Raw genomic sequence first — 12274 nt, 5'->3', positions numbered from 1 at the left:
GCCAGGGCGGCGGCCCGCAAGCCGAAGTGGGGCGCCAAGAAGATCGTCGCCTGGTCCGCCGCCGGAGTCCTCGTCCTGCTGGCGGGCACCGGCGGGCTGATCTACTACAAGCTGAACGGCAACATCAGGTCCTTCGACGCGGACGCGATCGCCAAGGACCGCCCGCCGGAGGCGCAGGCCGACGCGGACGGCAACAGGCCGGTCAACGTGCTGATGATCGGCTCCGACAGCCGGGGCAAGAACAACTCCGACCTCGGCGGCGGCGAGGCGCACGGCGCCCTCTCGGACACCACGATCCTGCTGCACGTCTACGCCGACCACAAGCACGCCGTCGGCATCTCCATCCCGCGCAACGCGATGGTGGCCATACCGCCGTGCAAGCTGCCCAACGGCAAGTGGACCAAGGGCAGTGCCAGCACGAAGTTCAACGAGGCCTTCTCCACCGGCGGCAGCGACGAGGGCAACCCCGCCTGCACCCAGAACACCGTGGAGAAGCTCACCGGCATCCGGGTCGACCACACCATGGTGATCGACTTCCAGGGCTTCTCGGCGATGACCAAGGCGGTCGACGGCGTCGACGTCTGCCTGCCGGAGGACATCCACCAGGGCGACGTCAACCCGAATCTCGGCAAGAAGGGCGACGTGGTCCTGAAGAAGGGCCCGCAGAAGGTGGAGGGCCAGCAGGCGCTCGACTACGTCCGGCTCCGGTACGGCATCGGCGACGGCTCCGACATCGGCCGGATGATGCGCCAGCAGGCCTTCATCAGCTCGCTGGCCACGAAGATCAAGAAGCAGGGCCTCAACCCGACCACCCTGCTGCCGCTGGCCGACGCCGCCACGAAGTCGCTGACCGTCGACCCCGGCCTCGACACCGCCGACAAGCTGATGTCCTTCGGCCTGTCGCTGCGCAACATCGACATGCACGACCTCAAGTTCGTCACCCTGCCCTGGCGTTACCGTACCGTCGACAAGGACCTCGACATCGTCCAGCCGGACGCCAACAAGCTCTTCGACACCCTCAAGGCCGACCGCACCATCGACGGCCAGAACGCCACCGGCGAGCAGCCCGCCGAGGCGCCCTCGCCGACCGCCCCGGCCACCACCGCCGCCCCCGCCACGACCGCCCCCGCCTCCCCGCTCGCGAGCGAAACGGCCAACAAGAACATCAAGGTGTCCGTCTACACCGGCACCACCGCCACCGGCATGGCCGGCAAGGCGGCCGAGCAGCTCAAGGCGGCCAAGTTCACCGCCACCGCGGTGGGCCGGGCGGACAACACCAGGTACACGACCACGATGGTCCAGTACGCCACCGGGCAGAAGGCGAACGCGGAGAAGGTCGCCGCCCTGTTCCCCGGCTCGACCGTCGAGCCCGGCGGAACGGCGGGCGTCACCGTGATCGTCGGCAAGGACTTCGCGGCGGCCAACGGGGGAGCGGTCGCACCGAGTGCCTCCGGCAGCGCCTCGGCGACCCCGTCCGTGGCCCCCTCGCTGCCCCCCAGCGTCACCGAGAAGGCCCGCTCGGCCGACGACGACATCTGCGGGAAGCTCTCCTACCCCTGATCCACCACCGGCCGTACCGGCCCGGGGCGCGCCGTCCCCGGGCCCGTGCCATGGTGGGCCTGTCGGACACGCCGGGGGAGCAGCAGGCCCGAAAGGCGGAACCCATGGCCGAGATCGCCTTGGAGCTCGACATCGCCGCCCCGCGCGCCGTCGTGCTGGCCGCGCTGACCACCCACGACGGGCTGACCTCCTGGTGGACCACCGACGTGGCGCGGGAGGACGACGTGCTGCTGTTCGGCTTCCCCGGCGTCCCCGAACCGTTCCGGCTGCGGCGCGAGCGCACCGGCCCGGAGCGGGTGGTGTGGACGAACGCCGGCGCCTTCCCGCCGCACTGGGCCGGCACCTGGATCAGCTGGGACCTCGCCGACCGGCCCGACGAACAGGGCCGGCCCGGCCACCGCACCCGGCTGCTGCTGCGGCACGGCGGCTGGCAGCCCGGCAGCGAGGACGGGGTGCCGCTGGTGGCCGGCACCTGGGCGCAGCTGATCGTCCGGCTCAAGGACTACGCGCAGAGCGGCGAGCCGCGGCCGCTCTTCACCGCAGGCGGCCACCACCACGCGCCGTGACCGCCCGCGCGTCCGCCGGTGAAGCCCCGGCGGACGCCGGACCCGCCGGGACGCCGTCCGGTGGCGGGATCGCGGAGGCACGGCGATCGTGGGCGGTGTACGGCCGTCGGCCGCGCGGCCGAACCGTCCGCGCCCCCGGCGGCCGACCCGGCGGACGACCATCGCTTGGAGGCCCAGGAATGCCCGTAGTCACCGCACCGTACAAGCCCGGGACCCCCTGCTGGGTGGACCTGACCGCGAGCGACCAGCAGGCCGCGCTCGACTTCTACCGCGACCTGTTCGGCTGGCAGGGCGAGGTCGGCCCGCCCGAGTACGGCGGCTACGCCGTGTGCTCGCTGAACGGCAAGCCGGTCGCCGGGATCATGGCGCGCTCCACCCAGGAGGGGCAGCCGCCGTCCCCGGTCAGCTGGACCACCTACCTGGCCGCGGACGACGCGGACGCCGCCGCGCAGGCCGTCGCCGGCGCCGGCGGCACGATCATCCACCCGGTGATGGAGGTCGGCGGCACCGGCCGGATGCTGGTCGCCGCGGACCCGACCGGCGCGGTGTTCGGCGTCTGGCAGAAGCTGGACTTCATCGGCGCGGGCATCGTCAACGAGCCCGGCGCGCTGGTCTGGAACGAGCTCAACACCACCGACACGGACGCGGCCGGCCGGTTCTACCAGCAGGCGTTCGGCCTGCGCCCGGGGACCATCCAGGGCATGGACGGGTTCTACTCGCTCAACGTCGGCGACCACACGGTGGGCGGCATGCAGCCGGTCGCCGAGTACCTGGCGCCGGGCACGCCCTCGCACTGGATGACCTACTTCTCGGTGGACGACACCGACTCCACGGTGGACGCCCTGGTCAAGGCGGGCGGCTCGGTGATCCAGCCGCCGTTCGACATGCAGGCCGGGCGGATGGCGGTGGTACGGGACCCGCAGGGCGCGTCCTTCGCGGTCACCTCCACCCCGGACTCGCCCTGAGTCCCGGCCGCCGCCGGCGATGACGAACCGCACCGCCCGTTCCCGCGACGCGCCGCCGGGAATGGGCGGTACGCCGCGCGAGGACGGGTAAGACTGCACCCATGCTGGGGCTACCGGACGACATCCGCGCTTTCCTCTTCGACCTCGACGGGGTGCTCACCCAGACCGCCACGGTGCACGCCGCGGCCTGGAAGGACACCTTCGACGCCTTCCTGCGGGCCGAGGCCGCCCGCACCGGCGGGCCGTTCACCCCGTTCGACGCCGTCGCCGACTACGACGCCTACGTGGACGGGCGGCCGAGACTCGACGGCACCCGCTCCTTCCTGCGCAGCCGGGGCGTCGACCTGCCCGAGGGCACCGACGCCGACCCGCCGGGCGCCCGCACCGTGCACGGCGTCAGCCGGGCCAAGAACGACACCGTGCTGCGGATGATCCGCGAGCAGGGCGTCGCCCCGTACGACGGCTCGGTCGCCTACGTGCGCCGGCTGCGCGCGCTCGGCCTGCCCACCGCCGTCGTCTCGTCCAGCGCCAACTGCCGGGACGTGCTGCGCGCGGCGGGCATCGAGGGCTTCTTCGACGTGATCGTGGACGGCGTGGTCGCCAAGCGCGAGGGGCTGCCGGGCAAGCCCGCGCCGGACACCTACCTGGCCGCCGCCCGGGCGCTGGGCGTCGAGCCCGCGCACGCCGCCGTGTTCGAGGACGCGCTGGCCGGGGTCGCCTCCGGCCGGGCGGGCGGCTTCGGCGCGGTGGTCGGGGTGGACCGCACCGGTCAGGCCGCCGAACTGCGCCGCGACGGCGCCACCGTGGTCGTCCGCGACCTCGCCGAGCTGATCCCCGACCACCCCGAGGAGGCGTCGGCATGACCGGGCAGGAGCGTCAGGAACGCAAGGAGGGCCACGAGCAGCCCTTCGCCGTCGACCCGTGGCAGGTCGCCGAACACGGCCTCGACCTCACCTCGCTGGCCCGCGCCGAGTCCGTCTTCGCGCTCTCCAACGGCCACATCGGCCTGCGCGCCAACCTCGACGAGGGCGAGCCGCACGGCCTGCCCGGCACCTACCTCAACGGCGTCTTCGAACTGCGCCCGCTGCCGTACGGCGAGGGCGGCTACGGCTACCCGGAGTCCAGCCAGAGCGTCATCAACGTGACCAACGGCAAGATCGTCCGGCTGCTGGTGGACGACGAGCCGTTCGACCTGCGCTACGGCGAACTGCTCAGCCACCGCCGTTGGTTGGACTTCCGCGAGGGCCTGCTGCGGCGATCCGCCGAGTGGACCTCCCCGGCCGGGCGGACCATCAAGGTCGACTCCACCCGGCTGGTCTCGCTCACCCAGCGCGCCGTCGCCGCCGTCGAGTACGCCGTCGAGGCGGTGGACGGCCCGGTGCGGATCGTGCTGCAGAGCGAACTGGTCGCCAACGAGCAGCTGCCCGGCGGCCCCGAGGGCGACCCGCGGGCCGCCGCCGTGCTGGAGGCCCCGCTGCTCGCCGAGGCGCACCACTCCGGCGGGACGAAGGGCGTGCTCGTCCACCGCACCCGGTACAGCGGCATCCGGGTCGCGGCCGGCATGGACCACGTGATCGAGGGCCCGGAGCGGCTGGACACCGTCGCCGAGTCGGAGGCCGACCACAGCCGGATCACCGTCACCACCGTGCTGCACCCCGGCCAGCGGCTGCGGCTGGTGAAGTTCATCGCCTACGGCTGGTCGGCGACCCGTTCGCTGCCCGCCGTCCGGGACCAGGTAGAGGCGGCGCTGACCGCCGCCCGGTACACCGGCTGGGACGGCCTGGTCGCCGAACAGGCCGACTTCCTCAAGGAGTTCTGGGACGTCAGCGACGTCGAGATCGAGGGCGACGTCGAACTCCAGCAGGCCGTCCGGTTCGCGATCTTCCACGTGCTCCAGGCCGGCGCCCGCAGCGAGGAACGCGCCATCCCCGCCAAGGGGTTGACCGGTCCCGGCTACGACGGGCACAGCTTCTGGGACACCGAGGCCTTCGTGCTGCCGGTGCTCACCTACTGCCTGCCCACCGCCGTCAACCAGGCGCTGCGCTGGCGGCACACCACGCTGCCGCTGGCCCGCGACCGCGCGGCCCAACTCGGCCTGGCCGGTGCGGTGTTCCCGTGGCGGACGATCCGCGGCGAGGAGTGCTCCGGCTACTGGCCGGCCGGCACCGCCGCCTTCCACATCGGCGCGGACATCGCGGCCGCCGCCGCCCGCTACGTCCGGGCCACCGGGGACGCCGAGTTCGAGCGCGAGTACGGACTCGAACTGCTCGTCGAGACCGCCCGGATGTGGCGCTCGCTGGGACACCACGACGCCGCCGGACGGTTCCGCATCGAGGGCGTCACCGGCCCCGACGAGTACAGCGCCATCGCCGACAACAACGTCTACACCAACCTGATGGCGCAGACGAACCTGCGCGCCGCCGCCGAGGCCGCCGCCCGCCACCCGCGCGAGGCCGCCCGGCTCGGCGTCGACACCGAGGAGACCGCCGCCTGGCGGGACGCCGCCGCCGCGATGTTCATCCCGTACGACGAGAACCTCGGCGTCCACCCGCAGGCCGACGGCTTCACCGACCACCAGGTCTGGGACTTCGAGAACACCCCGCCGGAGAACTTCCCGCTGCTGCTGCACTACCCGTACTTCGACCTGTACCGCAAGCAGGTCGTCAAACAGGCCGACCTGGTGCTCGCCATGCAGGTCCGCGGCGACGCCTTCACCGACGAGCAGAAGGCCCGCAACTTCGCCTACTACGAGCGGCTGACCGTCCGCGACTCCTCGCTCTCCGCGTGCACCCAGGCGGTGATCGCCGCCGAGGTCGGGCAGCTCGACCTCGCGTACGACTACACGGCCGAGGCCGCCCTGATGGACCTGCACGACCTCGGCGGCAACACCCGCGACGGCCTGCACATGGCTTCGCTCGCCGGGGCCTGCATCGCCCTGGTGGCCGGCTTCGGCGGGCTGCGCGACCACGGCGAGGTGCTCTGGTTCCGGCCCCGGCTGCCCACCGGGATCATGCGGCTCGGCTTCTCGATGATGGTCCGCGGGCAGCTGCTGGCGGTGCGGATCGACCACGACGAGACCACGTACACGCTGCGCCGGGGCGAGGTGATCCACCTGCGGCACGACGGCGAGACGGTCCAGGTGAAGGCGGGCCGCCCGGTCTCGGTGCCCACCACCAACCCGCCCGCCCAGGAACGGTGCAGCCAGCCCCCGGGCCGCGAACCCGCCCGCCGCCAGGCCCAGGCAGGCCTCTCCGCCGGCCGCATCACCTCCGGCCCCGACCACCTCGCCGCCGAGTAACCGCCCACCGCGGGCCACCGCCCCCCTCACCCGTCCGGCCCACCCCGGGTGCGGGGGGCCCGCCGGCGGCGGACGGTGCTGGTGTCGTGCGTCCCCGGTGTCAGGAGATCCCCGTGGTGAGTGTGGCCGAGCAGATGGTGGCGGTGCTCCGGCAGGCCGGGGTGGAGCGGGTCTACGGCGTGGTCGGCGACAGCCTCAACCCCGTCGTGGACGCGATCCGCCGGGCGGAGGGCATCGGCTGGGTGCACGTCCGCAACGAGGAGGCCGGCGCCTTCGCCGCCGCCGCCGAGGCCGAGCTGACCGGCCGTCTCGCGGTCTGCGCCGGTTCCTGCGGCCCCGGCAACACCCACCTCATCCAGGGCCTCTACGACGCCCAGCGCAGCGGCGTCCCCGTCCTCGCCCTCGCCTCGCACATCCCGTCCGGCCAGATCGGCACCGGCTTCTTCCAGGAGACCCACCCCGAGCGGGTCTTCACCGACTGCAGCAGCTGGTGCGAGATGCTCTCCGCCCCCGGCCAGCTGCCCCGCCTGCTGCGCGTCGCGATCCAGCACGCCCTCGGCGCCCGCGGCGTCTCCGTGCTGGCCTTCCCCGGCGACGTCGCCGCGCTCTCCGCCGCGAACCCCACCGGCAGCAGCCACTTCCTCACCGAGCAGGCGGTCGCCGCCCCGCCCTGGTCCCAGGTGCAGGAGCTCGCGCGGGTGCTCAACGCCGCGCGCCGGGTCGCGCTGTTCTGCGGCGCCGGGGTGCGCACCGCGCACGCCGAGGTGATGGAGGCCGCGGCCGCCCTGCACGCGCCGGTCGGCCATTCCCTGCGCGGCAAGGAGTGGATCCAGTACGACAATCCGTACGACGTGGGAATGAGCGGCCTGCTCGGCTACGGCGCCTGCCACGAGGCCCTGCACGCCGCCGACGCCGTCGTGCTGCTCGGCACCGACTTCCCGTACGACTCCTTCCTCCCCCAGGTCCACACCGTCCAGATCGACCACGACGCCACCCGGCTCGGCCGCCGCACGGCCCTCGACCTCGCGGTGCACGGCGACGTCTCCGCCACCCTGCGCGCGGTGCTGCCGCTGCTGGAGCAGAAGACCGACCGCTCCTTCCTCGACGACATGCTGCGCCGCCACTGCCGCGCCCTGGAGGACGTGGTCGGCGCGTACACCCGGGACATCGAGAAGCACCTGCCGATCCACCCCGAGTACGTGGCCTCGGTGCTGGACGAGGTGGCCGCCGACGACGCGGTGTTCACCGTCGACACCGGTATGAACAACGTCTGGGCCGCCCGCTACCTGCAGCCCAACGGCCGCCGCCGGGTGATCGGCTCCTTCCTGCACGGCTCGATGGCCAACGCCCTCCCACACGCGATCGGCGCCCAGCTGGCCTTCCCCGGGCGGCAGGTGGTGGCGATGGCGGGCGACGGCGGGCTGTCGATGCTGCTCGGCGAGCTGCTGACGGTGGCCCGGCACCGGCTGCCGGTGAAGACGGTGGTCTTCAACAACGGCGCGCTCGGCATGATCAAGCTGGAGATGCTGGTCTCCGGCTACCCGGAGTCGGAGATCGACAACGGCGACGTCGACTACGCCGGGATCGCCCGCGCGATGGGCATCCCCGCCAAGCGGGTCACCGAGCCGGCGAGGGTGCGGGAGGTGCTGGCGGAGGCGCTGGAGCGGCCGGGACCGGCACTGGTGGACGTGGTCACCGACCCGAACGCGCTGTCCATCCCGCCGCACATCACCGCCGCCCAGCTGAAGGGCTTCGCGCTGGCCGCGAGCCGTACGGTGCTCTCCGGTGGCGTCGGCCGGATGATCGATCTGGCCCGGTCCAACCTCAGGAACATCCCCCGTCCGTAGGTGCCCGACGCGGGCCTTGCCTGTGAGGCAAAAAAATTGCCCACGCGGCACGCGGGGTGTCCACTGGACACATGACCACCAGCCCAGCCGGTCCGCCCGAGGCTTCCGCCGCCCCCGCCGTTCCCGACGCCGCCCCCGCCGGCGCGCACGAGACGCAGGAGGTGGCCGGCCTCGCCGCCAGGCTGCGCGACCACCGGCTCAGCAGCCGCCTCACCCTGGAGGTCGCCGCCGCCCGGGTCGGTCTCTCCCCAGCCTACTTGTCCCGACTGGAGACCGGACGCCGGCAGCCCTCGCTGCCCGTCCTGCTCGGCCTCGCCCGCGCCTACGGCACCTCCGTCTCCGGCCTGCTCGGCGAGACCTTCACCGAGCCGGACCCGGTGGTGCGCGGCGGCGCGATCGAACCCGGCCGCGCCGGGGGCTGGGGATACCGCCGGACCGGCGCCCCCGGCCGGGCGATGCAGGCGCTGCGCGTGCACGTCCCCCCGGGCGTGCAGGACGCGGTGGTCCGCGTCCACCCCGGCGAGGAGTGGCTGTACGTCCTCCAGGGCCGGCTGAAGCTGACCCTCGGCGAACGCGTCCACCTGCTGGAGGAGGGCGACTCCGCCCACTTCGACTCACTCACCCCGCACTGCATCGCCGCCGACTCCTCGTCCGGGGTCGACCTGCTCTTCATGCACACCCTGCTGCAGAGCCCCGGCGGCGAACTCTGCCTCGGCGGCGGCCCCGCCGCCCCGCACCACTGACCCGACGTCAGGAAACCCGGAGGAGAACCCCGATGGCCGAGACCGCCGCCACCCCCGTGCCGGACACCAATGCCGACGGCGCCCCGAAGACCATGGACGCGGGCAAGTGGGCCAACCGCCGCGTCTACCACCGCCTGGTGATCTACACCGCCGGCATCCACGCCTTCGCCGGCTTCATCATCCTGCTGTTCGAACTCGGCAGCCGCAACAAGTAGCCGGACCACCCCGCCGCCCCGCCGCCCCGGCCGCCGGATCCACCCCGGCGGCCTACGGGTTCGACGCGACCGGCCTCCGGTGCCCAGACCTGCCTCGGCCGCGTCGCCAACGCCGGGCTTGCCGTGCGGGCCGTCCCGGCCGCGACGCGCGGCGGCCTACGGCCCGCACGCCTCTTTCAGCTTTAGCGGCCCTGGCCGACGAGCCATGGCCCGCCGCCCCGCAGCCCTACTGCCCCGGCGGGAGGCCCTCCCCTCCCAGGCGCCTGGCGCCTGACCGCGGCCGGTCTCGGTCCTTCGTGGCCTCGCGCCGGCCCGGTGGATTGGGCCTTCGTCCCGCTTGCGTCGGCTGGTGCCGGACGGCGGTTTCGGGCCGCGTGAGGTACCTCGTGGGGTGGTCGGCTCGGCGGCTCTGGGCCGCGTGCGGGGGCGGTTGGTGAGCCGGCCCTTCGTCCCGTCTTCGTCGCCGGCCCGGTGGCCTGGGTCTGTCGGGCGGCGGAGGTGGGGTGGCGGTTTCGGGGCGTGCACGGCGGGTCTGGCGGGGTGGCCTCAGGTGGGGCGGAGCAGGTCGCAGAGGGCGGTGAGGGCGGCGGGGAAGGCGTGGTCGGGCGGGGTCGCGTAGCCGACGACCAGGGCGGGCGGGGCGTCGGCGGGGGCGTTGTCGGTGAGGTACCAGCCGAGGCTGGTGAGGACCAGGCCGGCGGCCCGGGCGCGGTCCATCAGTTCGGCCTCCGGGCTGGAGCCGGGCGGCAGTTGGAGCACGGCGTGCAGTCCGGCGGCGATTCCGGTGACCTTCACGTGCGGGGCCCGTTCGGTGAGTGCGGCGACCAGTTGGTCCCGGCGGCGCCGGTAGTGCAGCCGGCAGCGCCGGACGTGCCGGTCGTAGCGGCCGGAGGTGATCAGTTCGGCGAAGGTGAGCTGGTCGAGCACCGGGCTCATGGTGTCCGCCAGGGCCTTGCGCCGGGCGACCGGTTCCACCAGTTCGTCGGGCAGCGCCAGCCAGGCCAGCCGCAGGCCGGGTGCCAGGCTCTTGGCGGCGGTGCCGCCGTAGACCACGCGGTCCGGGTCGAGCGCCTGCATCGCGCCGAGCGGCTGCCGGTCGTAGCGGAACTCGCCGTCGTAGTCGTCCTCGATCACGTACCCGTCGTACTCGCGGGCCCAGCGGACGGCGGCCGCCCGGCGATCGGCGGCCAGTGCCGCGCCGGTCGGGAACTGGTGCGCGGGGGTGAGCAGTACCGCCCCCAGCCGGTCCGCCTCCAGTCGGTCCGCCTCCGCTTCGCGCGCCTCCGTGTCCGACAGTTCCGCCAGCAGGTCCGTCCGCGCGCCGGAGTGGTCCAGCGGCAGCGGCGCGAGGCCGAGCCCGGCCGCTCGCAGGACGTGCCGCTGCGGCGGTATCCCGTACGACTCGACGGCCACCCGGCCCGCCCCGCGTTCGCGCAGGGCGGCGGCCAGCAGGCCGAGGCCCTGGCCGAAGCCGGCGCAGATCAGCAGCCGTTCCGGGTCGGTGCGCACGCCCCGCACCCGGGCCAGGTAGTCGGAGAGTGCCCGCCGCAGCTCGATCCGCCCCAGCGGCGAGCCGTAGTCGAAGGCCTCGTGCGGTGCCACGGCCAGCGCCCGGCGGGCACTGGCCAGCCAGGCGCTGCGCGGGAACAGCGAGAGGTCGGGGCGTCCGGCGAGCAGGTCGTGCCGCCCGGTGGGGCGGCGGCCCGCCCGCACCTCGACGGCGCGCCCGGCCGGCCGGGGCGCGGCGCGTTCGGCGACCGTCGTCCCGGAGCCTTGCCGGGAGCTGAGCCAGCCCTCGGCGGTCAGTTGCCCGTAGGCCTCGACGACGGTGTTCCGGGCGATCCCGAGGTCCTCGCCGAGCGCCCGGGAGGACGGCAGCCGGGTGCCGGGCGCGAGCCGCCCGTCCTGGACGGCCTCGCGCAGCGCGTCCTCCAGGGCCGCGCGCAGCCCGGCCCCGGCGGCGCGCCGTTCGCCGAGGTCGAGGTGAAGGTCGCCGCCGAACGCGGTCCAGGGGGCGGTGTCACGCGCGGTGTCACGCGCTGTGCCACGCGCGGTGTCACGGATGGGGCCGGAGGCGGTTCGGGGACGGCGGCTCATGGCGGGATTATCGCCGCAACCCCCGCGGCCTCCGGATGTCCGATACATTGCGCCGGACGCAGGACCGCGGTGGGGGTGGCGAACATGGCGTACCAGTACGGGAGTTCATCGGTTCCGCAGCGAAGACGACGGCCCGGGCGCGGGGGCTGCCTGACCGTCCTGACGCTGCCGCTGTTCGGCGTGCTGCTGGGCTATCCGCTCGCGGTGCCGGTCGTGATCCCCGCCCTGATGCGGGCGCAGACCCCGCCGCAGCACACCACACCCGGCCAGGTGGCGGTTCTGGTCGGCATCGCGTACGCGGTCGCCCTGCTGGTGGACTGGCTGGCGGGCCGGCACCGGCGGCCGGTCGCCCGGTGGGTGGTGCCCGCGCGGGCGGCCGTGCTGACCGCCGCGTGCTCGCTGGTCGCCCATCTGGTCGGCGCGTACCTGGTGCCGGGGGTCTTCGGCGCGGACCAGGACCCGGCCGCGGCGAACGGCTACGCCCTGCAGTGCCTCGTGGTGGGCGTGTTCGCCTGGTTGTGGCGGGTGGGTGTCCGCTCCTGGGCCGGGGACCTGGTGGAGCGTCCGCGGCCCCGGCGGACGGCGCCGACGTCGTCCCGGGGCGGCACCACGACCGCGACCCGCCCGGCGGCGGGGGAGGTGTGGGTGGCGATGGTGCCGTTCCGGGACCGCGCGGAGGCGGCCCGGCACTACTGCGTGGTGGTGGGCGCCCGGGCCGGGTACGCGGAGGTCCTGCAGATCACCAGCAAGGACAAGGACCACCGCGCCGACTTCATCCGGATGGAGAACGAGGGCTGGGACCGCACCGGCAAGCCGTCCTGGGTGGAGATCGGGATGACGCCGCGCCGGGTGCCGTACGAGAGCTTCCTCTCCGACCACCCGCAGGGCCCGTGCCCGCCGCGGATCTGGCAGGAGATCCAGCGCCGTCAGGCCGCCCTCGGCGCGGCCCGTCCGCCGCGCCCGCCCCGTCCGCCGCGCCCGCG

Annotated in this window: 10 protein-coding genes; 9 read left to right on the top strand and 1 reads right to left on the bottom strand. The window is 74.1% G+C overall.

What is annotated here, in order from left to right:
- From ABD308_RS08165 to ABD308_RS08130, 8 genes are all read left to right on the top strand, one after another.
- On the top strand, window positions 1-1560 hold a 1560-nt coding region (locus tag ABD308_RS08165; RefSeq protein WP_344329816.1), incomplete at its 5' end, for an LCP family protein.
- 104 nt (window positions 1561-1664) lie between these two features.
- Window positions 1665-2126, top strand: a complete 462-nt coding sequence (locus ABD308_RS08160; RefSeq protein ID WP_344329814.1) for an SRPBCC family protein — start codon at window positions 1665-1667, stop codon at window positions 2124-2126.
- 179 nt (window positions 2127-2305) lie between these two features.
- On the top strand, window positions 2306-3091 hold the full coding sequence (locus tag ABD308_RS08155; RefSeq protein ID WP_344329811.1) for a VOC family protein: 786 nt from the start codon (window positions 2306-2308) through the stop codon (window positions 3089-3091).
- A gap of 101 nt (window positions 3092-3192) precedes the next feature.
- Window positions 3193-3954: an HAD family hydrolase gene (locus ABD308_RS08150; RefSeq protein WP_344329809.1), complete on the top strand. Its 762-nt coding sequence runs from the start codon at window positions 3193-3195 to the stop codon at window positions 3952-3954.
- Entirely contained in the window at window positions 3951-6389 is a 2439-nt protein-coding gene (locus ABD308_RS08145; RefSeq protein ID WP_344329806.1) for a glycoside hydrolase family 65 protein, read from the top strand. The genes ABD308_RS08150 and ABD308_RS08145 overlap by 4 nt, the downstream gene beginning before the upstream one ends.
- 107 nt (window positions 6390-6496) lie before the next feature.
- Entirely contained in the window at window positions 6497-8236 is a 1740-nt protein-coding gene (locus ABD308_RS08140; RefSeq protein ID WP_344329849.1) for a pyruvate dehydrogenase, read from the top strand.
- Between the two features lie 71 nt (window positions 8237-8307).
- Window positions 8308-8979 (top strand): helix-turn-helix domain-containing protein, encoded by a 672-nt coding sequence (locus tag ABD308_RS08135; RefSeq protein WP_344329804.1) that lies wholly within the window; start codon window positions 8308-8310, stop codon window positions 8977-8979.
- A 32-nt stretch (window positions 8980-9011) separates the two neighbouring features.
- Complete coding sequence (locus ABD308_RS08130) at window positions 9012-9194, top strand: DUF6126 family protein (protein ID WP_344329802.1); 183 nt, start codon at window positions 9012-9014, stop codon at window positions 9192-9194.
- A gap of 546 nt (window positions 9195-9740) precedes the next feature.
- On the opposite strand, the gene pdxR is transcribed toward ABD308_RS08130, so the two are convergent.
- Complete coding sequence (pdxR, locus tag ABD308_RS08125; protein WP_344329801.1) at window positions 9741-11291, bottom strand: MocR-like pyridoxine biosynthesis transcription factor PdxR; 1551 nt, start codon at window positions 11289-11291, stop codon at window positions 9741-9743.
- An 84-nt stretch (window positions 11292-11375) separates the two neighbouring features.
- On the opposite strand from pdxR, the gene ABD308_RS08120 reads away from it, so the two are divergent.
- The coding region (locus ABD308_RS08120; protein ID WP_344329799.1) for a hypothetical protein at window positions 11376-12274 on the top strand (899 nt) is incomplete at its 3' end.

Origin of the sequence: Kitasatospora putterlickiae, assembly GCF_039527695.1 — a bacterium.
GTDB classification, from domain to species: domain Bacteria; phylum Actinomycetota; class Actinomycetes; order Streptomycetales; family Streptomycetaceae; genus Kitasatospora; species Kitasatospora putterlickiae.
Note: the sequence above shows the minus strand (reverse complement) of the source record. Positions and strands in the feature narration are given on the sequence as shown.